Below are 24,127 nucleotides of genomic sequence, written 5' to 3' on the forward strand. Positions count from 1 at the left end.
CCCGATTATGCCGACGCTCAATGATATCCGCTCTACCTTTCTGAACTACTTTGCCAAGCAGGGGCACGAGGTCGTGTCCTCCAGCCCGCTGGTGCCGCGCAATGACCCGACCCTGATGTTTGCCAACTCTGGCATGGTTCAGTTTAAAAACTGTTTTACCGGGGTTGAAACCCGCGACTACAAACGCGCGACGACCTCGCAGAAATGTGTGCGGGCAGGCGGCAAGCACAACGACCTCGACAATGTCGGCTATACCGCGCGTCACCATACGTTCTTTGAAATGCTGGGGAATTTCTCCTTTGGCGACTACTTCAAGGAAGAGGCGATCACCTTTGCCTGGGAGCTGATCACCAAGGAATTTGGCATCGACAAGAACCGTCTGCTGACCACGGTGTATCACACCGATGACGAGGCGTTCGAGATCTGGAAGAAGGTCGGCGTGCCGGAAGACCGGATCATTCGCATCGATACTTCCGACAATTTCTGGCAGATGGGGCCGACTGGTCCCTGTGGGCCCTGCACCGAGATTTTCTATGATCACGGCGATCACATCTGGGGTGGCCCTCCGGGCAGCGCTGATGAAGATGGCGACCGGTTCATCGAGATCTGGAATGTCGTCTTCATGCAGAACGAGCAATTCGAAGACGGCACGATGAAGGCGCTCGACATGCAGTCGATCGACACTGGCATGGGGCTGGAACGGATCGGCGCACTGTTGCAGGGCAGCCATGACAACTACGACACCGACCTGTTCAAGGCGCTGATCGAGGCCTCGGCCGATGTGACCAATGTGGATCCCTATGGGGACCAGAACGTCCACCACCGGGTGATTGCGGACCACCTGCGGTCGACATCCTTCCTGATGGCCGATGGTGTGATGCCGTCAAACGATGGGCGCGGCTATGTGCTGCGCCGTATTATGCGCCGCGCGATGCGTCATGCGCATTTGCTGGGTGCCAAGGATCCGGTGATGCACCGTCTGGTCCCGGCGCTGGTGCAGCAGATGGGGGCAGCCTATCCCGAACTGGGTCGCGCACAGCCGATGATCGAAGAGACGCTGCATCAGGAAGAGACCCGTTTCAAGCAGACGCTGGATCGTGGCCTGAAACTGCTGGATGACGAGCTGGCCGGTCTGGATGAGGGCGCACCGCTGCCCGGTGCTGCGGCGTTCAAACTGTATGACACTTTCGGCTTCCCGCTGGATCTGACCCAGGACGCCTTGCGCGAAAAGGGCCGGACCGTGGACACCGACGGGTTCGACAGCGCTATGGCGGAGCAGAAGGCCAAGGCGCGGGCGGCATGGTCCGGGTCGGGTGAATCTGCGGATAGCACCATCTGGTTTGATGTTGCCGATCAGGCGGGCACCACTGATTTCCTTGGCTATGAGACCGAGGCGGCTGAAGGTCAGATCATGGCGCTTGTGGTTGATGGCGCTCAGGTTGCCGAAGCCGGGGCCGGCACTGACGTGCAGGTGGTTCTGAACCAGACGCCGTTCTATGCGGAGTCCGGTGGCCAGGTCGGCGACAGCGGTGAGATCCGTGTCGAGGGTGGCGTGGTTCGGGTGACGGACACCAAGAAAGCCGCTGGCGTGTTCATCCACTTTGGCAAGGTCGAAAGCGGCCTGATCACCAAAGGTGCCGCAGCCCAGTTGGAGGTCGATCACATCCGCCGTAGCGCCATTCGCGCCAACCATTCGGCCACGCACCTGCTACATGAGGCTCTGCGCGAGGCGCTGGGGGATCATGTGGCGCAGCGCGGTTCGCTCAATGCGGATGACCGGCTGCGGTTCGACTTCAGCCACAACAAGGCGCTGAGCGCGGAAGAACTGCGCCGGGTGGCCGTTGATGTGAACCGGTTTATTCGCCAGAACACTGCGGTCGAAACCCGCATTATGACGCCGGATGATGCCCGCGCCCTGGGCGCGCAGGCGCTGTTTGGTGAGAAATACGGCGATGAGGTGCGCGTCGTCTCCATGGGTGAGGCCGACACTGGCAAGGGACAGGATGGCACCACCTATTCCATCGAACTGTGCGGCGGCACCCATGTGCGCCAGACCGGAGATATCGGCACCTTTGTGATCCTGAGCGACAGTGCCTCCTCCGCTGGGGTGCGTCGGATCGAGGCACTGACCGGTGCAGAGGCCTTTGCTCATCTGGACCGCGAGGCCCTGCGGATGGCGGAGGTCGCCAATAGTCTCAAGGCTCAGCCGGAGGAGGTCATGGACCGTCTCAAGGCGCTGATGGATGAACGCAAGGCGCTGCAGAACGAGGTGTCGCAGCTGAAACAGCAGGTTGCCATGGGCGGCGGCGCTGGTGGCGGATCCGAGACCAAAGAAATTGGTGGCAAGACCTTCCTCGGTCAGGCGCTGGAAGGTGTTTCGGGCAAGGATCTTCGCGGATTGATTGATGCCCATAAGCAGAAAATCGGCTCCGGTGTGATCCTGCTGATCGCCAATGACGGCGGCAAGGTGGCGGTGGCCGCAGGTGTCACGGATGATCTGACGGCAGAAGTGTCTGCGGTTGATGTCTTGAAAGCAGCCGTTCCGGCAGTCGGTGGCAAAGGCGGCGGTGGTCGTCCTGATATGGCGCAGGGCGGCGGCAAGGACTTCGCTGGCGCCGAGGAGGCGATCAAGGCAGCTGAGGCCCTGTTGGCTGTGTAAAACATCTGTTTGATCATCTGATCAAAAATGACTTGGTCTTTCCGGCAATTCCCGTAACCTGCCGGAAAGATCGTCAGACAAAGGAACGTCCCCGATGCCAGCACTCTGGATTGCACATGTCACCGTCACCGACGCAGACGCTTACGGCAAATACGCTGAATTGGCCGGCCCGGCGGTTGCCAAACATGGCGGTCAGTTCATCGCCCGTGGTGGCCGGTTTGTGCAGCTGGAAGGCAAGGAACGTCCGCGCAATGTCGTGGCAAAATTCCCCAGTGTCGATGCCGCGGTGGAGTGCTATAACAGCCCCGAATACCAAGAGGCGCTGAGCCATGCCCGGGACGCCTCCGAGCGGGAGTTGATGGTGGTTGAGATCAGCGAATAACAACTGATCAGCCTCTTGCAGATGTGATAAGAGCGGCCTTTGGCCGCTCTTATTCATTTGTCAAAGCGTTGTTAGCAGTGTGGCAGATCTCTCAATAGGGATTGCGGGGTGTGCGATCCTCAGACAGGGTCTGTTGCCGCCGCTCAACCAGCTGCTCTATCGCGTCGGCCAGGTGTTTTTCCTGAATATTATAGTCTCCGGCCGCAACCCGGATCTTATGTGCGGTGATCATCACATCCGTATGGGAGCACCCCATCGGGGGTTCAAATTTGTAGCAGGCGAGTTCGATCAGCAACCCCATCGGATCCTTGAAGTAGATCGAATCCATGAAGCCGCGATCCTTCGGACCGGAATGTCCGATGCCGCGCTCGTTGAGCCGTTCAACGGCCTGGGCAAAAGTGGCCTTTGAGACGTTGAAGGCCAGATGATGGACACAGCCAGGATCCATCGGCGTGCGACGACGGTCAGCCGTGCGGGTCTCATTGGTGAAGACGGTGATCAGGCGGCCATCGCCGGGGTCGAAGTAGAGATGCCCTTCGTCCGGGTCATCGAGATTGGGTTGGTCGAAGATGAACGGCATCCCCAGCACGCCCTCCCAGAACTCGATTGACGTCTGCCGGTCGGCACCGGTCAAGGTGATATGATGAACGCCCTGGACCTGTAGTTTGCGCATGCTGTCTTTCCCTTGGATGAACCCCTGTTTCTCGCAGGGTAGCACGCGGCAAACGGATAGCAAAAAGGCCGCCCTGAATTCTGGGCGGCCTCTGATATTTTCTGTATCAACTGTATCTTAAGCGTTGGCGCGGGCCATCCGCTTGCGCTCATGCGGGTCGAGGTAGCGCTTGCGCAGACGCACGGAGTTCGGGGTCACCTCCACCAACTCGTCATCGTCGATATAGGCAATCGCCTCTTCCAGAGAGAGCTTCATCGGCGTTGTCAGGCGCACCGCATCGTCGGTGCCGGAGGCACGAACGTTGGTCAGTTTCTTGCCTTTCAGCGGGTTCACCTCAAGATCATTGTCGCGGCTGTGCTCGCCAATGATCATGCCGGTGTAGACGTCTTCCTGCGCGCCGATCATCATCTTGCCGCGCTCTTCCAGGTTCCACAGGGCATAGGCGACCGAGGTGCCGTTTTCCATGGAAATCAGAACACCCGCGCGACGTCCAGGAATGGAGCCTTTGTGCGGGGTCCAGCCGTGGAACACGCGGTTCAGAACGCCGGTGCCGCGGGTGTCGGTCAGGAACTCACCGTGATAGCCGATCAGGCCACGAGAGGGGACATGCGCGATAATGCGGGTCTTGCCAACGCCTGCCGGTTTCATCTCGACCAGCTCACCCTTGCGGTGACCGGTCAGCTTCTCGATGACAACGCCGGAATATTCATCATCGACGTCGATGGTGGCTTCCTCAACCGGCTCCATGCGGACGCCGTCTTCTTCTTTGAACAGAACCTGCGGACGGGAGATCGACAGTTCAAAGCCTTCGCGGCGCATGTTCTCGATCAGAACACCCATCTGGAGTTCGCCGCGACCGGCAACCTCAAAGGCCTCGCCGCCGGGGGTGTCGGAGATCTGAATCGCGACGTTGGATTCGGCTTCCTTCATCAGACGATCGCGAATGACGCGGGACTGAACCTTCTTGCCATCGCGACCAGCCAGCGGGCTGTCATTGATGCCAAAGGTGACGGTGATGGTGGGCGGATCAATCGGCTGCGCGGGCAGGGCTTCACTGACTGAGGTATCTACCAGCGAATCCGCCACGGTGGCCTTGGTCATCCCCGCGATGGAGACGATATCGCCGGCTTCGGCGACGTCGATGGCCTGCTGGCCAAGACCACGGAAGGCCAGAACCTTGGTGCAGCGGAAGTTCTCGATCAGATCGCCTTCACGGCTCAGCGCTTTGAGGTTGTCGCCCGCCTTGAGCGTACCGGATTCAACACGGCCGGTCAGGATGCGACCCATGAAAGGGTCGGCGCCCAGTGTGGTGGCGAGCATGCGGAACGGCTCGTCTTTGTGCTCGATCTGCTTTGGCGCAGGGACGTGATCCACGATGAGGTCGAATAGGGCAGAGAGATCCTTGCGGGGACCGTCCAGCTCCATATCTGCCCAACCAGAGCGACCGGACGCATACATGGATGGGAAGTCCAGCTGGTCGTCATCCGCGCCAAGGTTGGCGAAGAGGTCAAAACACTGGTCCAGTGCGCGGTCTGGTTCGCCATCGGGTTTGTCGACTTTGTTCACGACCACGATCGGGCGCAGACCCAGTGCCAGCGCCTTGGAGGTCACGAATTTGGTCTGTGGCATCGGACCTTCAGCGGCGTCCACCAACAGGACAACACCGTCCACCATCGACAGGATCCGCTCAACCTCGCCGCCGAAATCGGCGTGGCCAGGGGTGTCGACGATATTGATCCGGGTGCCGTTCCACTCCACCGAAGTGGCCTTGGCCAGAATTGTGATGCCCCGCTCGCGTTCCAGATCGTTGCTGTCCATGGCGCGTTCCGCCACAGCCTGGTTTTCGCGGAAGGCGCCGGATTGTTTCAGAAGCTCGTCAACCAGGGTGGTTTTCCCGTGGTCCACGTGAGCAATGATCGCAATGTTGCGCAGGTCCATGACGTCAGCCTTTGTAAGGAAGTTGACGCGCGCATAGCGTGATAGGCCACCAAAGGCCAGAGGAAATACATCTTTTTGCCCGCGTGGCCCCAATCGAACCCGTGTTGTGGCGTTTGGCTGGCCATACGTGAGGACGTGATGATCGCTGTCAATGTCCGGTGGTGTTAGAAAACAAATGGATCACCAGGATGCCGGCCAGGATCAGCAACAATCCCAGAACAGCAGGCAGATCAAGCCGTTGTCCGAATACAACCCAGCCAATGATCGCGATGAGGAAAATGCCAAGGCCGGACCAGATCGCATAGACGATCCCCACAGGCATGTGCCGCAGGGTGAGCGCCATGAGGTAAAACGCCAACCCATAGCCAACCACTACGAGCAGTGACGGGCCAAGCCGGGTGAATTGCTGGCTGGCCTGCAAGGCGGTGGTGCCAATGGTTTCTGCGGCAACCGCAAGGACCAGATAGAGATAGTGAAGCGGCATGTTTAGACTTCCAGTGGGGATCTGCCTGCCCACGCAGCGCTTGGATCAGGCGCTGGTGTTTTCGGCAAACCAAGGGGCAACAGTGGCCCGGACATACTCCCAGACAGCAGGTGCGCCGCGGGCGACTTTCTGGCCAACACGCGCCTCCAGTTGAGCCAGAGTGACGTTATACTCTCGCCAGCTGCCGCCGCCGGACATCAGGTTCAGCAAGACCGGCTGCACGCGATCAATGGCCTTGGCGTAGATCGCTTCGGCGCTCTCTGCGGCTTCAAATTCCTCCCAGATGCTGCGGAAGGCCTGGCCCTGATCTTCTGGCAGAAGGGCGAAGATCCGTTCTGCAGCGGCCTGTTCACTTGCGGCGATGGCAGCGTGATCAGCCTCCGACAGGGTCGAATGGATCGGCACATCGCCTGCATCAATTTCGACAATGTCATGCAGCATCAGCATCTGCAGCACTTTGGCCATATCCACCGGCGCGTGGCTGTGTTGCGCCAGTACCCAAGCGTAAAGCATGATGTGCCAGCTGTGTTCGGCGGAATTCTCATGGCGGCTGCCGTCGCCGAGCGTGGTTGCGCGCAGAACGGTCTTCAACGCATCGACCTCATTGAGGAAGGCAAGGGGCGCGGTCAGCACATCCTGTGGATTGCCCCCCTCAAGCTTCGTGACCGCATGGGTGTAAACCTCAGGAAAGGCCTCTTTCAGTGCTGCGGCACGCCCGCCATAGAGGTTGCCACGGACCACCTCGATATGCGCTGCTGGCACATCCGCATTGTAAAGGGTCTGAAAGATTGGCTGACAGTGATCAATGCGCTTGGCCCATTGCGCGTCGGGCGTTGTGCTCGCTTCGAACTCGCGCCACAGACCATGCAGAAAGGCAGATTGATCCGCCGGAAGCAGCGAGAACAGCCGGGTCGCGGCAACCGCTTCGGCGCTGGCAACCGCCTCCCAGTCCACATCACCGTCAATCGGATGGTCGCCCGCATCAATCTCAACCAGATCATGCAACAGCAACATCTGCACCACCCGTTCAATCGAGACGTCAGCCGGTGCAAACGGGGCCAGGACCAGCGCATAAAGCGCCAGATGCCAGCTGTGTTCGGCGGAGTTTTCGCAGCGCGAGCCGTCCAGGATCAGGTTCTGACGATCCACGCGGCGCAGCTTGTCCGCCTCCAACAAAAAACGGAACTGGCTTTCAAGCCGCGTTGAGGTGTCAGTCATGGTCTGGAGCCTTGGATGCAATCTTAGCCTTGGCGGCGCTGATTTTGCTGTTGAGGAAGGCGCGCGCCTTACGCTCGGCAAGGCGCACCCGCATTTCAGTGAGGAAGGCTTCCTCAAGGGATTGAGACGCCGCCCCCAGAACTTGGCTCACCTCCATATAAAGGCGCTCTTCGCCGGTGGCGTCCTGTACCTTTAGCGTGTCGGCGGCCAGTTTTTGGGCCAGCGTCTCAATTGTGCCCATCAGCGGGAGCTTTCGGTGAGCCGCCGTTTGACGTAGTCGGAGACATTGTCGATCATTGGATCCATATGCGGATCCTGGAAGAAGTGATCAGCGCCTTCGACTTCGGTATGGGTGATGGTGATGCCCTTTTGCTCATGCAGTTTATTCACCAGGTTCACCGTATCCGCAGGCGGCGCCACGCGGTCGGCGGTCCCGTTGATGATCAGACCCGAGGACGGGCAGGGCGCCAGGAACGAGAAATCATACATATTGGCAGGCGGCGCGACCGAGATGAAACCGGTGATCTCAGGACGGCGCATCAACAACTGCATGCCGATCCAGGCCCCAAACGAGAAACCGGCAACCCAGCAGTGCTTGGAATTGTTGTTCATCGACTGCAGGTAATCCAGCGCCGATGCGGCATCGGACAATTCGCCAACGCCCTGATCATATTCGCCCTGCGATCGGCCAACGCCGCGGAAATTGAACCGCAGAACCGTAAAGCCCATGTTATAAAACGCATAATGCAGATTGTAGACGACCTTGTTGTTCATCGTTCCACCGAACTGCGGATGCGGATGCAGCACGATGGCGATGGGCGCGTCTTTTTCTTTTTGCGGGTGATAGCGGCCTTCCAGGCGGCCTTCGGGTCCGGGAAAAATGACCTCAGGCATGTGTGGGTGAATCCTACTCTTATTTTCGGGGATGCCGCCGGGAATACTTGACGAATTCCGTAGGGCACCTTAGAACGGTTCTAATTGGTGGCAGAGGCCAAGTTTCGCTGCCGTCCCGCTGAGATACGCATTGCAGCGTTCGAGGTCAATCTTTTCGCTGTGTCGTCAGGGTCTGAGGATTTGAAAATATGAAACTTTCGACCAAGGGGCGGTATGCGATGGTGGCCTTGGCGGATATCGCCTTGCAGCCGGAGGGCAGTTTGGTGGTGTTGGGGGATATCTCCAAACGTCAGGATATCTCGCTCCCGTACCTCGAACAGCTGTTTGTCAAACTGCGCCGCAGCGGTCTCGTGGTGTCGGTGCGTGGCCCCGGTGGGGGGTACAGGCTGGCACAACCGCCCTCGGACATCCGGGTGGTTGATGTGCTGAGTGCGGTGGATGAAACCGTTGATGCCATGCACAAGGGGGCCGGTGCCTCTGGCGGGCTATCAGGAAGCCGCGCGCAATCGCTGACCAACCGTCTATGGGAGGGGCTGAGCGCGCATGTGTATGTTTTCCTGCATCAGACGCGCCTGTCGGATGTGATCGAAAATGATCTGGTGCCCTGTCCGGCGGTTCCGACCTTGTTTTCCGTGGTCGATGACTGATCTGACCCGCAAATTTGGAAATCCATACCGGCGCTGGTGCGCTGTACCGACGAAATCAACGATCGCGTGCCTGCTCTGAGCGGCGGCGAGGGGTAAGAGCCAAGGACCAACACTGCAGATGTCGCGCGTCTATCTTGATCACAACGCTACCACGCCGCTTTGCGATGCTGCGAAGGCTGCGATGATCTCTGCCTTGGAGATTTGTGGAAACCCGTCTTCAGTGCATGCTGAGGGTCGGGCTGCCAAGGCGTTGGTTGAGAAGGCGCGGGCGCAGATCGCCTCGGCTTTTGGGGCGGATGGTGCTGATATCGTCTTTACCTCCGGGTCGACTGAGGGGGCTGCCTTGGCCATGAGTGGTCGCAACCTTCACGCCGCATCGGTTGAACATGACGCGGTAAGGTCTTGGGCTGTCGAAGATTTACAGGTTTCGCCTGAGGGCGATGTCCTTGTGAATGACCCGGCGACCTCTGCCCTGCAACTGGCCAATTCCGAAACGGGCATTATTCAGACGTTGCCGCAGGGGCTGGCGGTGACTGATGCGACACAGGCCTTTGGCAAGCTGCCCGTGGCCTTCAATTGGATGGGCGCAACCATGGCGCTGATTTCGGCACATAAGCTGGGCGGCCCCAAGGGGATCGGCGCGGTTGTTCTGAAACGCGGCACCAATCTGGCGGCGCAGATCAAAGGGGGCGGTCAGGAAATGGGCCGTCGGTCCGGCACCGAGAATGTTGTCGGGATCGCCGGCTTCGGCGCCGCTGCCGAAGCTGCGGTACAGGCGCTGGCCAATGGTGTGTGGGAGCAGGTTGCGATGCTGCGCGACACAATGGAAGCGGCCCTTGCAGCTGGCAGTCCCGATACTATTTTTGTTGGGACATCGGCATCACGCCTTCCCAACACCAGCTGTTTTGCGACCCCGGGCTGGAAGGGTGAAACCCAGGTCATGCAAATGGACCTTTCGGGTTTTGCGATCAGCGCAGGCAGTGCTTGCTCCAGCGGCAAGGTGCGCGCCAGCGCTGTGCTGACCGCCATGGGATATGACGAGTTAACCGCCCAGAGCGCCGTGCGCGTCTCGCTTGGGCCGGACACAACAGAAACGGATGTGCTGCGCTTTGCCGAAAGCTGGTGCGCCAAACAGAAGAAACATCGCGCCCGGGTGGCGTGAGTGCAGGAGATGACCATGACAGCATTGGATGATGTTCAGGTAAAAGAAGGCGTTGACCAGGAAACGGTTGATGCCGTCCGCGAGGTTGGCGGCGCCTACAAATACGGCTGGGAAACCGACATCGAGATGGAATACGCCCCCAAGGGCCTGACCACCGATATCGTCCGGCTGATTTCGGAGAAAAACGAAGAACCGGAATGGATGCTGAACTGGCGTTTGGAAGCCTATGACCGCTGGCTGCAGAAGGAAGAACCGACCTGGGCGATGGTCGACTATCCGGAAATCGATTTTCAGGACCAGTATTACTATGCGCGCCCCAAATCGATGGAGGTGAAGCCAAAGTCGCTGGATGAGGTCGATCCGAAGCTGCTGGCGACCTACGAAAAACTGGGTATCCCCCTGAAAGAACAGATGATTCTGGCCGGTGTCGAAGGCGCGGAGAATATGCCAGCTGAGGGCCGCAAGGTCGCGGTTGATGCGGTGTTCGACTCCGTGTCCGTTGGCACAACCTTCCAGGAAGAGTTGAAAAAAGCGGGCGTGATCTTCTGTTCGATCTCTGAGGCGATCCGAGAGCACCCCGAACTGGTGAAGAAGTACCTCGGTTCTGTCGTGCCGGTGTCCGACAACTTCTACGCAACGCTGAACTCGGCTGTGTTCTCGGACGGCTCGTTCGTTTATGTGCCGCCGGGCGTGCGCTGCCCGATGGAGCTGTCGACCTATTTCCGCATCAATGCGGAAAACACCGGCCAGTTTGAACGCACGCTGATCATCGCCGACAAAGGCAGCTATGTCAGCTACTTGGAAGGCTGTACTGCACCAGCGCGTGATATCGCCCAGCTGCACGCAGCCGTGGTGGAAATCATCATCGAAGAAGATGCCGAGGTGAAATATTCCACCGTTCAGAACTGGTATCCCGGTGATGAGAACGGTAAGGGCGGCATCTATAACTTCGTGACCAAACGCGCTGATTGCCGCGGAGATCGCTCCAAGGTGATGTGGACCCAAGTGGAAACCGGCTCTGCCGTCACCTGGAAATACCCCTCCTGCATCCTGCGCGGTGAGGAAAGCCAGGGCGAGTTCTACTCGATCGCGATTGCCAACAACATGCAGCAGGCCGACACCGGCACCAAGATGGTGCATCTGGGCAAAAACACCAAGTCGCGCATCGTCTCCAAGGGCATCAGCGCGGGCAAGGCGCAGAACACCTATCGCGGCCTGGTGTCGATGCACCCGAAGGCCAAGGACAGCCGCAACTACACCCAGTGCGACAGCCTGCTGATCGGTGACAAATGCGGGGCCCACACGGTTCCTTACATCGAGGTCAAGAACAACTCCTCCCGCGTGGAGCATGAGGCGACCACCTCCAAGGTGGACGACGACCAGCTGTTCTACTGCCGCCAGCGCGGCATGGACGAGGAAGAAGCGGTGGCCCTGGTGGTCAACGGCTTCTGCAAGGACGTGCTGCAAGCGCTGCCGATGGAGTTCGCCATGGAAGCGCAGCAGCTGGTTGCGATTTCGCTGGAAGGGTCTGTGGGGTAATGACAGGCCCCTGGGCATCAACGCATGGAGGTAAAGGCATGATCATCACAACCACACCAAACGTCGAAGGCTACCAGATATCCGACTACAAAGGCATCGTGGTGGGTGAAGCGATCATGGGCGCCAATGTTGTGCGCGATGTTTTTGCCTCCATCACCGATATCGTCGGTGGCCGCTCCGGCGCCTATGAAAGCAAGCTGCAGGACGCGCGTGAAACTGCGCTGGCAGAGCTGGAAGATCGCGCCCGCGCCAAAGGCGCCAACGCAGTTGTCGGCGTCGATCTGGATTACGAAGTGGTCGGCCAATCCATGCTTATGGTGTCGGCCAGCGGAACAGCCGTGGTGCTCGGCTAAAAAATTCGCCCCTCGGGGCACAGGAACAACCGGGGTTCGCCCCGAAGAGATATAAACGAGGAAAAAATGCTCGAAATCAAAAACCTGCACGTCAAACTTGAAGAAGAGGACAAGCAGATCCTCAAAGGCGTCAACCTCACCGTTGAAGCTGGCAAAGTGCATGCGATCATGGGGCCGAACGGTTCTGGCAAGTCGACACTGTCTTATGTGCTGTCTGGCCGCGACGGCTATGAGGTGACCGACGGTGAGGCCTCGCTGGCGGGCGAAGATCTGCTGGAGATGGAGCCGGAAGAGCGCGCCGCCGCAGGCGTCTTCCTGGCATTCCAATATCCGGTTGAGATCCCCGGTGTCGGCAACATGACCTTCCTGCGCACCGCAGTGAACGCGCAGCGCAAGGCCCGCGGCGAAGAAGAACTGAGCGCCTCTGACTTCCTGAAGGAGGTCCGCGCCAAGGCGAAGACGCTGAAGATCGACGCCGATATGCTGAAGCGTCCGGTCAATGTCGGCTTCTCCGGTGGTGAGAAAAAGCGTAACGAAATCCTGCAGATGGCGATGCTGGAGCCGAAAATGTGCATCCTTGATGAGACCGATTCCGGTCTGGACGTGGATGCAATGAAACTGGTTTCCGAAGGCGTGAATGCCCTGCGCGACGAAGGCCGCGGTTTCCTCGTCATCACCCACTATCAGCGCCTGTTGGACCACATCAAACCCGACGTGGTTCACATCATGGCAGATGGTCGCATCGTGAAAACTGGTGGTCCTGAGCTGGCGTTGGAAGTCGAGAACAACGGCTATGCCGACATTCTGGCAGAGGGTGTGTAAATGGCGCTTGCTGACAGAAAACAAAGCGAAACAGAGGCGCGTCTGGCCACGCTGACCATGCCGGAGGGCGGCTGTCTGGCGGAGGCGCGCAAAGCCGCGCTGTCCCGCGTACAGACGCTGGGGCTGCCCGGCCGTCGCGATGAATATTGGAAATACACTCGGCCCGATACGCTGACCGCAGCGGAGGCACCAACCGCCGCCGTTTTTGATGCAGGCGAGCCTCCGATGTTCAGCGAATTTGATCGCATCAAGATCGTGTTTGTCGATGGTGTTTTTGACGCTGATGCCTCGGATGAACTGGCGCTGGAAGGGATCAGCATTGATCGCATTGCTGATATCTGCGCCAAAGATATCCATTGGGCCAAGGACTTGTACGGTGTTCTTGAAGCGCGCGGTCAAACCCCTGTCGCACGCCCGCTGGCGGCTTTGAATACTGCATTTGCGCAGGATGGTGTCGCGATCCGCGTCACCGGGACGCCTTCGAAACCGGTCAGCTTGATCTATCGCCACGCATCAGAGGACTCGGATGCGATTCTGCACCACGTGATCCGTGTTGAGAGCGGGGCCACCGCGACCATTCTGGAAAACGGGCCTGCGGCCTCGCGGTTCAACAAGTGCATGGAAATTGACGTTGCCGACGGCGGTTCCCTGCATCTGGTGCGCGCGCAGGGTCGTGACCACGAGCGTCGCGCGGCAACACATCTGTTTGCGCGTCTTGGCACTGAATCTGTGTTCAAATCCTTCACCCTGACCGTGAATGGCGTGCTGACCCGGAATGAGGCGGTGATCGAGCTAATCGGCGATGATGCCGTGGCCCATATTGCTGGTGCGTGCGTTGGCGATGGTGATTTCCATCACGATGACACCGTGTTCATCACCCATGATGCCGTGAACTGTGAGAGCCGTCAGGTCTTCAAGAAGGTGCTGCGCAATGGCGCGACTGGAGTATTCCAGGGCAAGATCCTGGTGAAGGAAGGCGCGCAAAAGACTGACGGATATCAGATTTCCCAGTCTTTGTTGCTGGACGATGACAGCCAGTTCCTCGCCAAGCCTGAGCTGGAAATCTATGCCGATGACGTGGCTTGTTCGCATGGCTCCACGTCCGGTGCGATTGACGAAGAAGGGCTGTTCTATCTGCGTTCCCGTGGTGTGCCGCATGCCGAAGCGACCGATCTCATGACGCTTGCGTTTCTCGCCGAGGCGGTGGACGAGATTGAGGACGCTGATATTGCGGCGAACGTTGTGGACCGGCTGGAAGGCTGGTTGGCCCGGCGCCGCTGATGTCCGTCAGTCAGGACATTGTTGCCACCTACAAGGGGCCGCGCAGAGTTTTTGCGCGGCGTCTTGCCATGGGGCTGCATGAAGACCGGCTGCTTGCCATTCTGATGGCTGGCTGCGCTATCGCGTTCATTGCGCAGATGCCTGTGCGGGCGCGGGAGGCACATCTGACCGGGCAGGAGTTGAACATGCTGCTGGGCGGATCGCTGCTTGCATTGCTGTTCATGGCGCCGCTGCTGCTATATGCGCTGGCGTTTCTGGCCCATGGGCTGGCCCAGTTGGTCGGCGGCTCAGGCGGTAGCGCTCAGGCCCGTCTGGCGCTGTTCTGGGCCTTTCTGGCGGCCAGCCCGCTGATGCTGCTAAACGGGCTCGTGGCTGGGTTTATCGGGTCGGGGCTTGAATTGACTCTGGTCGGCGGGATCTGGTTCCTGCTGTTTCTTTGGTTCTGGGTCAGCGGTATGGCTCAGGCGTACTGGGGTGAAAAATGATACCCTACCAGACACTTGCAAGCCTGACCTTCAGCGCGCCGACCGCCGCGGCGCGGGTGCTTCTGTCGGTAGACTGGCCCCGTCAGGCACTTGTTCTGGCGCTGTTGCTGACGGCCGTGCTGAACACGCTGGTGCTTGAAGTCGCGGATGCGATTTTACCGGGTAATAGCAGTCTCCTGCCAAGCCTGTCCCCGCTGCCCTATGCCGGTGCGGTTTTCGTCCTGCATCTTTGCATTACTGCGCTTCTGACTTGGACCGGTCGCTGGATCGGCGGTCAGGCGCGTTTTGTTGAAATACTTGCGGTCAACGTCTGGCTGAATGCGGTACAGATAGCTCTTTTGATTGCCGTGATACTGCTGCATCTGATCCTGCCGCTGGCCGCCTCCTTGATTGCTCTGGTGGCAAATTTCGTCATGCTGGCGATCTTTCTGAAGTTCATCAAAGAAGCACATCAGTTTACATCAGTCTGGCGGGCCATCGGCTCGGTTCTGATGTCGGCGATATTGATCGTCATCCTTCTCTCTCTGCTTTTGGGGGCCCATGCCCCGGCACTATTGGGACTTCCCGACCATGTATGATGTCCAAAAAATTCGCGCCGATTTTCCGATCCTGTCCCGTCAGGTGAACGGCAAGCCGCTGACCTATCTGGACAACGGTGCGTCGGCGCAGAAACCTCAGGTGGTGATTGATGCAATTACCCGTGCATATTCAGAGGAATATTCTAACGTTCACAGAGGTTTGCACTATCTTTCTAACCTTGCGACTGAAAAATACGAAGGCGTGCGTGGCACGATCTCGCGTTTTCTGAATGCTGGGGATGAGAACACGATTGTGATGAACTCCGGTACCACTGAAGGCATCAACACCGTAGCCTATGGTTGGGCGATGCCCCAGCTGGAGGCCGGGGATGAGATCATTCTGAGCGTGATGGAGCACCACGCCAACATTGTGCCTTGGCATTTCTTGCGCGAGCGTCAGGGCGTGGTGCTGAAGTGGGTAGAGACCGCCGCTGACGGCAGTCTTGATCCGCAGGCGGTATTGGACGCCATCGGTCCCAAAACCAAGCTGATCGCAATTACCCAATGCTCCAATGTGTTGGGGACCATTGTGGATGTGAAAACCATTTGCCGTGAAGCGCGTGAACAGGGCGTTGCGGTATTGGTCGACGGCTCGCAGGGCGCGGTCCACATGCCAGTGAATGTACAGGATATCGGCTGTGATTTCTACGCGATCACCGGTCACAAACTCTACGGTCCGTCCTCATCAGGTGCGATCTACATTCGACCCGAACGAATGGCAGAGATGCGCCCCTTCATGGGCGGCGGCGATATGATCAAGGAAGTCGCCCGTGAGCAGGTGATCTACAATGATGCGCCGATGAAGTTCGAGGCCGGCACGCCGGGGATCGTACAGATGATCGGTCTGGGCGTGGCGCTTGAATATATGATGGACATCGGCATGGAGAATATCGCCGCCCATGAGACGGCCATCACGACCTATGCCAACGAGCGGTTAAGCGGTTTGAACTGGGTGAATATACAGGGGCAAGCTGCTGACAAAGCTGCGATTTTCAGCTTCACGCTTGAGGGCGCTGCCCATGCGCATGACATCTCCACCATCCTTGACAAAAAAGGCGTGGCTGTGCGCGCCGGTCAGCATTGTGCAGGGCCTCTGATGGACCACCTCGGCGTAGCTGCCACCTGTCGCGCTTCTTTCGGACTGTACAATACCAAGGAAGAGGTCGATGTGCTGATCGACGCGCTGGAGCTGGCGCATGAGTTGTTTGGCTAGCAAACTCGTGCAGCCGCGCCAATAGCAGCCGCGACCCTGGTCATCCTAGATGCTCCTCCGTCATTGCAGCGCCAGTTCTGCGTTGCTCTGACGGAATTCGCGGCGGGAGCCCGTGCGGTGGAATACTTGGAGAAGACGAGTAAGTTGGCGCAGCGGTCTTAACGCCCAGCTGCGGAGTGACTCTCGTGATAGATCTGGTACAGCGCACGCTCGTAATCTCTCGTCCATGCTTCGGTGTCAAACAGCGGCAGAGCAAACCTTTGTTCTCTCAGTTGGTGTTTAATCCGTGATATCTCGTCGGGATTTTTTGCCAGGCTCACAGCTTTGTCGATGAAAAGTTTTTCAGATTTCACAGACAGCTCTGGTAGATTCGCCGCACTCAGGACGCTGCTGGCAACACGGGCCGCAAACTGTTTGCCAGCCAGGGTCAGTATCGGAACACCGGCCCATAGGATGTCGGACGCGGTCGTATGGGCGTTGCAACTGAAACAATCAAGGCACAGGTCGACTTGCGAAATACGGTCTATGTGAGCGGCCTGCGGTAGCGCCCCACAAGGGATGATCCGATCCGGAGCGACGCCATGCGCCTCGGCCTTTTGAGCGACGACTTCAGCGATATCAGTATTGCCCATATAGAAGAGTAGCACCGAATCCGGAGCTCGTTTGAGTATCTTCATCCATGCGGCGAACTCTCGCGGGCCGACCTTGTAGGTGTTGTTGAGATTGGCGAAGACGAATTTATCCTGCGGGAGGTTGTAGTCTGCCCTGGTGTCGCGGACCTCGGGGACATGGCGGCAATTGCTATTGGGCTGATAGCAATTGGGCAATCTGAGAATGGTTTCGCTATAATATCGTTCCGAGCCCTCAGGGATCGTGACCTCGTCAGCGATCATATAGTCAATCATGTCCATGCCGGTGGTACCCGGAAACCCGAGAAACGAGACTTGAACCGGTGCAGCCCCATAGGCGAATATTTCTTGCTTTGAGGCGAAGGTATCCCCCTTGAGATCCACCGCGATATCAACTCTGTCGCGGATGGAAAGGTCGGCAGTCTCCTCAGGGGTCAGGTTCGAAACATCTCTGTAGTGGTCCGCGAAGTTGCGAACAAAGGCGCTTTCTTCGGACTGCTCCTTAGGGAGAAGATCATAAACATAAAATTCGAATTTGTCTCTGTCATGCGCCTTCAGCGCGCCGCGGAACAGATGCATTGTGGGATGTTCGAAGAAGTCGCTGGAAAAATACCCAATCCTGATCTTATTGCCGGGCTCATGAGGCGCAGGTTTGGCCCGTTTGGATTTGGGGGCACGCAGGCTTGCATTGTCAAGCTGGGCCTGAGGGTCATCGATATAAGTGAAAAGGGCTAGCGGGTCTGGACGATGGTTGGCCTGCTGCATCCTCTCAAGGCAGCGTCGTTCTTGCGCATCGTTCTTCCATGCCAGGAATTTGCGCCGAAGCCTCATGATCAAGGGCAGTGCAATTGGGCTGTTTTCATCAATCGCCAAAGCGGTTTCGAGGATCTTGAGAGCTTGCCTGTCAAACCCACCATCCTTCAGGCGAGAGCCCAGGGCGGCGATAAACACCGAGTTTGACGGAGCCAGGGATAGCGCCTTTTCCTGGAGTGCGATTGCTTCCTCAATGCGTCCGGTCCGAGAGGCGACGATCTCAGCCAGATAGTGATAGCTAAGTGCAGTCTCGCCCTCATGTATGAGGGAGCTGCGCATCATGGGTTCGGCCTCAGTGAAGTCGCGGTTTCGCATAAGCTGAACCGCGCCGGTATAGAGCGGGCAGTTAAATCCGTTTGGAAACGAAATGGACAAAATGAAACTCCGGATCAGCGTCGGCCCATTCTGACTTGAAATGTTTAATGACCGGTGAGGATCCGTGTGTGAAACGTCGGGTATTCCGGCATGTGTCACAGCCGCAAACTTGGAGACCCCAGCCGCAATCTCACGCGGGTTAGATCAGGAGTGGTCATGCTTTCAGGTAAAAGTGGCGGAGAGACAGGGATTCGAACCCTGGGAGACCGACCCAATTACCGACATCTTCGATTGTTGCAGCTAAGGTCGGTTTAGAGCACAATGCGCAGCCCGCTGCAGCTCGTAGGGACAGGCTTCTTAAACTGCCCGAGGAAAGTGCTTTGGGCATGTGGAATGCCTACAGCTACTCATCCAGAACCGCCAAAGCCAAAGAAGCAATCTTCTGAAAGCCTTTCCGTCCGGCAATTTCATATCCCTGAATGGCATATGCCCTGCGCTTTGCCTTGAAATCCTCCGCAGTGTCCTGCGCCAGTTTGTACGCTTCCTCAAGCTCGCTTCTACCCACTTCATATGCTGTGCATGCTAATCTCATCTCGAAGATCGTGGCCCGCCCAAATTCTGCGGCAAGAATGGCAGGTGTTCTGCCGGCGAAAGTTTGAAGCGCCGGGTTCGCGCCAGCGGCAAGAAGAATTTCAAAACATCGATCAGCTCCGACTCTGGCAGCTGAATGCAACGCCGTACGACCAAGCACGTCTTGGGCATCGATATCCACATGGCGGTCAACGAGTGCTTTGACCATGTTCGCATCTTTTCGCTCGGCCGCCAGCATCAGCGCAGTCTGTTTCAAATAGTCTCGCGCATCCAAGACGTCTGTGGCCAGCAATCTGACCAGCTTCAAATGCGTTGCGGCCATGGAGTTGGCCAATTCAGAGGGTTCTTCGGGGATCCCGGAATAGGTTGGCATTCGCCACATCACACGCACGACATCCGGCACCATTTTTGATGTCACAGTGACGAACGTGTCGCCGCGCACATCTCGCAACTTGCGCTTCAGCTGGCCGCCAAACTTCTTTTTGAAGGCACGCACCTCCACCTCTGAAGCGCCGGAGAAAAGCAATCCTGCGTATGCGCGAATGATCTCGGAATTTTCTTGAATCGGCGCCTCGATTTCCACCCCTTCATACGGGTGAACAATGTCGCCCCAGAACCAAGCCGCGTGATCGGCGGCAGCCAACCGCATTGAATAATCGATCGGGCTTTCTCCGAGTCTCCAGTGAGCCGCATCTTGAGGCTGGACTAATTTGCAAAGAATTCGAAAACTTCGTTCTGCACTGGCACGGTTGAACGCATCCTGAGCAACAGCCAGTGAGAAGTTTAGCTTTGCGATATCCAGTTTCAGTGGCCCGATGGACCGCGTCAAACAGAGTTCGAGAGCCTTTTCGGCATGCTGACGCGCTTCACCAAAATTGCCTGACGAAAGAGCATGTAGGGCGCTAAGATAGGCAATATCTGGTTCAAACTCAGCGATGCCGGGCAATTGTTGAAGCTTTGCCAAACCTGCAGCGACAGGGTGCTGACGACCGAGATCGCTGCCCCGCCAAGCCACCAGGATATTCTCGATGCCTTCCTGAGCTGTCTGACGCTGTCTTACTCGGTCTGCGTTAAATGTCATTAGCGCAGGCGATCTCAGCTTTGGATCACCAAAAATATCGGGGAGTTTTGCGTTAGAAGGCAAGGCACTAAATATCCCGCTTAGAAATTCTGCCACCTGCTCGGCTGCCAGAATCCTGCCAGAGCGATCCGGTGTAATCACACGAAATGGGCCTTCCTTTATCCACGATGGCAGCGCCTCAACGAACGCCAGATCGGCCAAAGCTGGGTTGGTAGGGGCTGTAGCAACAGTGGCCTCGTGGCTCCATCTGAAGAGCTCGATCAATTGCAACGCCTTGTTGCGCATAGGATCCGCGTCGGTTGGCGCGACACCCGGCGTCAAGCAACCAACGAGATCCTTGTAGGCTTGCTCGATCGCACGCGCCCAAAGCAACAATGAGCGCAGCTGTGAAGTCGACAGATGAGCTTCGTCTGAGCTCTTATATGAAAATTGGTGATCGTCACCAAACCACTCCACAATCTTGGCAATTGCTGGCGTCGTCCGGCCTGACTTCCAATTGTCGAGGGTACGTCGTCTTTCGTCGTCGTATTCCCCCCAAAGCCGATCTAATGGGCCGTCAATTTGCTCTAACCACCATGACAGCATTGTCTCGACTGGCAAAATCAAACGATCTGGGTTCGCGGGATCTTGATGCGGCAGGAACCAAAGATCGCCTTCGGGCATCTGAGGCAAAAGCGCCTCATCCTGGCACCAAAAACCCCAAGTTCTGCCCAGGGCAGGCACAACGTCGAACGCAAGAAGCACCCAAAGCGCCTGCTGCGGAGTTGCCGAATATGTCCGAGTGTGAAGTTCCAGCGCATCCAGGGAGTTCCCGAGCCTTAAGACCTGTTCAACTGTATCGACCCATAGAGCTGACGCGTGCGTCTGACTCAACGACTGCCTAAGCAGATCAAGTAACCGAAGAGTTCGTTTAGTCCCTACCTCCAACCGCGTCTCCAAGCGTGCGTAGCGGCGGCGTTCTGCGTGTTGCCATTCGGGCGCGCAAAACAATGACACAGCGTAAAGGAGTGCGGAATGTGACGTCGGGAGTTGAGCTATCGGCTGAGTGTCGGCCACGGTCACACCCCAGCCTGTTGTCGGTGCAGCCTGGACAGTTCTGCCTTCACGTTCCTGAACGCCCGTCGATCACCCGGCGTTCGGGAGAATACCAGCCATCCGCGACCTGCCAAGAAAAGCTTGGCATGCTTCTTTCCAAGGACATAACGCGCCCCGGACTTCACTTCTGCTGCAATCAATTTGTTCAACTCTTTGTCTTTTGAATAATACAATTTGCACCTCGATAATGGGATGGCGGTACATCCACCATCCCAATCAGTTTTTTAGCAGCTTTTGTGGATGCTGCGCATGACTGGCCACAGGCTCTTTATTTCCCCTTAGGCGGATTGTTTCCGCGGCCAGAACCAGATCTATTTCCGGTGGTTGAAGGGCCGTTCGTCGGACGTGAGTTTGCCATTTTCTCTTCCTTTTCGTTGATCTATTTTCTGCCTCGCAACTGAATGTCGCTTGGCATGCGGAAGAGATAACCAAAGCTGCCCCCACCCGTGAGGAAATCAGGAATACAGTCGCAAAACTGATCGTGGAGCAGTAAATTAAGTGCCGTTCTCACCCACGCCTACAAGGGTCCGCAACGTTGCAGCTCAAGCGTGGCTGCGCTCCTTTCGCGGCGTGTTGCCCAGCAACACGGGTGGCAACGCACTGGCCGACGTATCGTTGAACAGGTGGGCGCGGCCTTGACGCGCGTCGATATCCACGATGAGGATGGCGTCAAATTCGTCTGGGGCAAGGGCAGCCACTCAAACCGTGTACCGTTCCAGACTGATCTGACTCGCAGCGTCCGCGACATCTCACGCGCTGAAATTGCCTGGCTGTACGACGCAAATGCCGAGGCGCTTGGTGAGAGCGACGATCCGGCTCGCGACCTATCACGTCTCGCGGGCATCAATCGCTTAACAGCCGATAGTCGAAACTATCTTGAAGCCTGTTTCGAATGGCGATTAGGAACAACTCTAATGGCAGGTGTTGACGCTTCATAGGCAATTCCACATCCCGATCTTTGATTTGCCAGAGCATAAGCATTCAAGAGCTACGGTGAACTCGACCCCGATATCAGACGCAAGATCTGCTTACATTCACTCGGCGAGGTCATCTGAAAGACCGCGGGGGCGCGATCCTGGTGTCGGCTGCAGTGGGAGTACATGGACGAGAGCCTTCAGCCCCCGCCAAATACTTCGCGTTATCGTTGATATCTGTGAGGATGAGGACCGTGAAATCAGAGATTTGATGGCCGCAGAGATCACGGTGGCTACCGTTTCAGAATTTGTCGCTCGCAGGCGTGCAGAAAAAGTGACCGTTGCCACTATCAACCGGGACTTGACTGCGTTCACCAATCTTATCGGATCGATCAAAAATCAGGGATGGATTGAGGAAAACCCAGTCTGGCTGTTTGAAAAGCAGGGAATGAAGGAAGTGTTGCCCGTCATTACTCTTCCGAGCAACATGGCCATTCAAAGGCTCGCAGCTCGGGCTCCAGGCACTTTGAACTACTTTCCCAAATTCCTCGACGTTACTGGCGGCCGTGTTACTGCGATGGCGATGCTGCCTTGGGCGGATGTTTCGGGGCTCGACAACCCAGTCGAAGGGAATGTCAAAGCAACGTTAAGAAATACAAAAGGGGAGAGGGTTCGCGCGATTGAGTTGCGGCAACAAGCAATCGACATCCTGTTGAAGATCCCTCGAACAAATGTCTCACCCTATATTTTCTGGAATTCTACCGAACACGGCTATTATAAGGACCCGTCGAACCTCTTCTGGGAATACGGACAAGAAACAGGGTTCGATGCCCGGCTGCATGATCTTCGGCACAAGTTCGCCATTGAACGCCTCAAGGAGGGTTGGTCCATCTATCGCGTTCAGAAATACATCGGCCATGGATCGGTGCTGACCACAGAGCGCTACTATCTCAGGTATCTTACCGCGGAAGAGAAGGCTCGAGTTTCCGCAGATGGCGATAACGGGTTTCGCTAAGAAATGCCCGGTGAAATGAAAAGGAGATCCCGCGATTGCGGGGTCCCCTTTTTTCATGCTCAGGGGGGCTGTCAGTCTTGAAAAAGGGGCATAGATACCGGCCTAAGGGGGCATAGTCGGCATACCCGGAAGCCACAAAAGGTGTCATAGTATGACACTACTGGCCCGAAACACAGGAAACAGATAAGGGTTTTCTTGGCCCTAAGTAGGGCGAATTTTGCAGCGATCTCAGGGGGATAGTGGCGGAGAGACAGGGATTCGAACCCTGGGAACCCGTGAAGGCTCAACGGTTTTCGAGACCGCCCCGTTCGACCACTCCGGCACCTCTCCGCGGGGGGTGAAAGGGCGTTTAAAGTGGAATTCGCAGGCGCGCAAGAGGGGATTTAGCGCATTGAGCAGGAAAATGGATTTTTCATTGTCTTGCGCCAGAAAACGCTTAGGTTTTGGATTATGATACAGCTTATGTCGTTCCGAACCCGCGTGATGCAAACGCTCCTGAGCCTTGTTCTTGCATCATTATTCGCAATCACTGCTGCACAGGGCGCGGAGCGGGACAAGGTGATCGCCTTTCTTGAAACCACCGGGTTTGATGTGGCTCTCGACAGTATAGCCCTGTCGGCGGAGATGGCGCCGGATATGCTGGGGGTGGATGCCGGAGATTTTGGCGCTGCCTGGGTGCGGTTGTCGCAGGATGTGTTTGACCGGCAGGACATGCGCGAGATTGCACTCGGTATACTGGAAGAAACGCTGGAGGAGGACGCGTTGGCCCACGCCGCGGAGTTTTACGCCAGCCCGCTGGGGGCGCGTTTGGTGCAGGCGGAGAATGCCTCTCATATGATTGAGGATGATGAGACCAAGCAGCAGGCAGGGCTGCGCATCATCTCCGACTTGGTGGCCGAGGGCAGTGAGCGCCCGCAGCTGTTCCAGCGCATGGGGCAGGCAATCGATGCCGATGGCACAGGTGTGAAGGCGGTGCAGGAAATCCAGTTTCGGTTCCTGATGGCGGCGAGCGCCGCCGGTGTGATCGATCTACAGCTGGACGCGGACGGGTTGCGCGCCTTTATGAAGGATCAGCAGGCCTCAACCCAGATGGCGCTGCAGGCTGCGAATATGGCCGCAAACGCCTATACCTATCAGGCCTTCAACAATGAGGAACTGGAAGCGTATATTGTGGCGTTGGAGCATCCGCTGATGCAGCGGGTATATGAGCTGCTCAATGCGGTGACATTTGAAATTACGGCCAACCGTTTCGAAGTGCTGGCCTACCGGCTGAAAGACCTAGAACCTGCGCAGGATCTCTAAAGCGAAAACTGCGCTACGACCGGTCCCGTTTCGGCTGCGTTAGG

The 24,127-nt window shown here is 57.4% G+C and carries 22 protein-coding genes and 1 tRNA gene; 14 read left to right on the top strand and 9 right to left on the bottom strand.

Annotated elements, in window-relative coordinates:
- The first annotated feature begins 7 nt into the window (after positions 1-7).
- Both alaS and phaeop14_RS07125 read left to right on the top strand, forming a co-directional pair.
- Positions 8-2,659 (top strand): alanine--tRNA ligase, encoded by a 2,652-nt coding sequence (gene alaS / locus phaeop14_RS07120; protein WP_096789141.1) that lies wholly within the window; start codon positions 8-10, stop codon positions 2,657-2,659.
- Between the two features lie 94 nt (positions 2,660-2,753).
- Positions 2,754-3,041: a DUF1330 domain-containing protein gene (locus phaeop14_RS07125; protein ID WP_040169075.1), complete on the top strand. Its 288-nt coding sequence runs from the start codon at positions 2,754-2,756 to the stop codon at positions 3,039-3,041.
- A gap of 91 nt (positions 3,042-3,132) precedes the next feature.
- On the opposite strand, the gene phaeop14_RS07130 is transcribed toward phaeop14_RS07125, so the two are convergent.
- The 6 genes from phaeop14_RS07130 to phaeop14_RS07155 all read right to left on the bottom strand — a co-directional run bounded on the left by phaeop14_RS07130 (position 3,133) and on the right by phaeop14_RS07155 (position 8,248).
- The gene (locus phaeop14_RS07130; protein WP_096789142.1) at positions 3,133-3,714 is read right to left on the bottom strand and encodes a VOC family protein; all 582 of its coding nucleotides are present in this window, start codon (positions 3,712-3,714) and stop codon (positions 3,133-3,135) included.
- 117 nt (positions 3,715-3,831) lie between these two features.
- A complete protein-coding gene (gene typA / locus phaeop14_RS07135) occupies positions 3,832-5,652 on the bottom strand; it encodes a translational GTPase TypA (protein ID WP_096789143.1) in 1,821 nt (606 codons plus the stop codon).
- Positions 5,653-5,800: 148 nt separating this feature from the next.
- A complete protein-coding gene (locus tag phaeop14_RS07140; RefSeq protein ID WP_040169078.1) occupies positions 5,801-6,136 on the bottom strand; it encodes a DMT family transporter in 336 nt (111 codons plus the stop codon).
- 45 nt (positions 6,137-6,181) lie between these two features.
- The gene (locus phaeop14_RS07145; protein WP_096789144.1) at positions 6,182-7,354 is read right to left on the bottom strand and encodes an HD domain-containing protein; all 1,173 of its coding nucleotides are present in this window, start codon (positions 7,352-7,354) and stop codon (positions 6,182-6,184) included.
- Positions 7,347-7,595 carry a hypothetical protein gene (locus phaeop14_RS07150; RefSeq protein WP_076615216.1) on the bottom strand — a complete coding sequence of 83 codons (249 nt, stop codon included), beginning with the start codon at positions 7,593-7,595 and terminating at the stop codon, positions 7,347-7,349. The genes phaeop14_RS07145 and phaeop14_RS07150 overlap by 8 nt, the downstream gene beginning before the upstream one ends.
- Positions 7,595-8,248, bottom strand: a complete 654-nt coding sequence (locus tag phaeop14_RS07155; RefSeq protein ID WP_024097294.1) for an alpha/beta hydrolase — start codon at positions 8,246-8,248, stop codon at positions 7,595-7,597. Before phaeop14_RS07155 ends, phaeop14_RS07150 begins: the two co-directional genes overlap by 1 nt.
- A gap of 188 nt (positions 8,249-8,436) precedes the next feature.
- Here phaeop14_RS07155 and iscR point away from each other — a divergent pair, with 188 nt between their 5' ends.
- From iscR to phaeop14_RS07200, 9 genes are all read left to right on the top strand, one after another.
- Positions 8,437-8,895, top strand: coding sequence for a Fe-S cluster assembly transcriptional regulator IscR (gene iscR, locus phaeop14_RS07160; protein ID WP_040169082.1), 459 nt, complete (start codon positions 8,437-8,439; stop codon positions 8,893-8,895).
- 118 nt (positions 8,896-9,013) lie between these two features.
- A complete protein-coding gene (locus phaeop14_RS07165; protein WP_096789145.1) occupies positions 9,014-10,057 on the top strand; it encodes a cysteine desulfurase family protein in 1,044 nt (347 codons plus the stop codon).
- 15 nt (positions 10,058-10,072) lie between these two features.
- A complete protein-coding gene (sufB, locus tag phaeop14_RS07170) occupies positions 10,073-11,596 on the top strand; it encodes a Fe-S cluster assembly protein SufB (protein ID WP_040169591.1) in 1,524 nt (507 codons plus the stop codon).
- A 38-nt stretch (positions 11,597-11,634) separates the two neighbouring features.
- On the top strand, positions 11,635-11,949 hold the full coding sequence (locus phaeop14_RS07175; RefSeq protein WP_014879981.1) for a heavy metal-binding domain-containing protein: 315 nt from the start codon (positions 11,635-11,637) through the stop codon (positions 11,947-11,949).
- Positions 11,950-12,015: 66 nt separating this feature from the next.
- Positions 12,016-12,771, top strand: coding sequence for a Fe-S cluster assembly ATPase SufC (gene sufC, locus phaeop14_RS07180; protein ID WP_014879982.1), 756 nt, complete (start codon positions 12,016-12,018; stop codon positions 12,769-12,771).
- Complete coding sequence (locus phaeop14_RS07185; RefSeq protein ID WP_096789146.1) at positions 12,772-14,052, top strand: SufB/SufD family protein; 1,281 nt, start codon at positions 12,772-12,774, stop codon at positions 14,050-14,052.
- The gene (locus phaeop14_RS07190; RefSeq protein ID WP_096789147.1) at positions 14,052-14,537 is read left to right on the top strand and encodes a YIP1 family protein; all 486 of its coding nucleotides are present in this window, start codon (positions 14,052-14,054) and stop codon (positions 14,535-14,537) included. The genes phaeop14_RS07185 and phaeop14_RS07190 overlap by 1 nt, the downstream gene beginning before the upstream one ends.
- Positions 14,534-15,115, top strand: coding sequence for a YIP1 family protein (locus phaeop14_RS07195; RefSeq protein ID WP_096789148.1), 582 nt, complete (start codon positions 14,534-14,536; stop codon positions 15,113-15,115). Before phaeop14_RS07190 ends, phaeop14_RS07195 begins: the two co-directional genes overlap by 4 nt.
- The gene (locus phaeop14_RS07200) at positions 15,108-16,328 is read left to right on the top strand and encodes a cysteine desulfurase (RefSeq protein ID WP_096789149.1); all 1,221 of its coding nucleotides are present in this window, start codon (positions 15,108-15,110) and stop codon (positions 16,326-16,328) included. The genes phaeop14_RS07195 and phaeop14_RS07200 overlap by 8 nt, the downstream gene beginning before the upstream one ends.
- A gap of 158 nt (positions 16,329-16,486) precedes the next feature.
- Here phaeop14_RS07200 and phaeop14_RS07205 read toward each other — a convergent pair whose 3' ends face one another.
- Together phaeop14_RS07205 and phaeop14_RS07210 are read right to left on the bottom strand one after the other, a co-directional pair.
- Positions 16,487-18,145 carry an O-linked N-acetylglucosamine transferase, SPINDLY family protein gene (locus tag phaeop14_RS07205; RefSeq protein ID WP_096789150.1) on the bottom strand — a complete coding sequence of 553 codons (1,659 nt, stop codon included), beginning with the start codon at positions 18,143-18,145 and terminating at the stop codon, positions 16,487-16,489.
- Positions 18,146-18,488: 343 nt separating this feature from the next.
- Entirely contained in the window at positions 18,489-20,420 is a 1,932-nt protein-coding gene (locus phaeop14_RS07210) for an ankyrin repeat domain-containing protein (RefSeq protein ID WP_158524508.1), read from the bottom strand.
- Positions 20,421-21,487: 1,067 nt separating this feature from the next.
- Between phaeop14_RS07210 and phaeop14_RS19625 the strand changes: the two genes are divergently transcribed.
- Positions 21,488-21,790 (top strand): hypothetical protein, encoded by a 303-nt coding sequence (locus phaeop14_RS19625; protein ID WP_145957393.1) that lies wholly within the window; start codon positions 21,488-21,490, stop codon positions 21,788-21,790.
- A 247-nt stretch (positions 21,791-22,037) separates the two neighbouring features.
- Positions 22,038-22,781, top strand: coding sequence for a tyrosine-type recombinase/integrase (locus tag phaeop14_RS07215; protein WP_096789152.1), 744 nt, complete (start codon positions 22,038-22,040; stop codon positions 22,779-22,781).
- Positions 22,782-23,021: 240 nt separating this feature from the next.
- Here the strand turns inward: phaeop14_RS07215 and phaeop14_RS07220 are convergent.
- Positions 23,022-23,111 (bottom strand) — tRNA-Ser (locus phaeop14_RS07220).
- 120 nt (positions 23,112-23,231) lie between these two features.
- Here phaeop14_RS07220 and phaeop14_RS07225 point away from each other — a divergent pair.
- A complete protein-coding gene (locus tag phaeop14_RS07225) occupies positions 23,232-24,083 on the top strand; it encodes a DUF2059 domain-containing protein (protein ID WP_040169593.1) in 852 nt (283 codons plus the stop codon).
- The last annotated feature ends 44 nt before the right edge of the window (positions 24,084-24,127 follow it).

It is taken from the genome of Phaeobacter piscinae (assembly GCF_002407245.1).
In the GTDB taxonomy this organism is placed as follows: Bacteria; Pseudomonadota; Alphaproteobacteria; order Rhodobacterales; family Rhodobacteraceae; genus Phaeobacter; species Phaeobacter piscinae.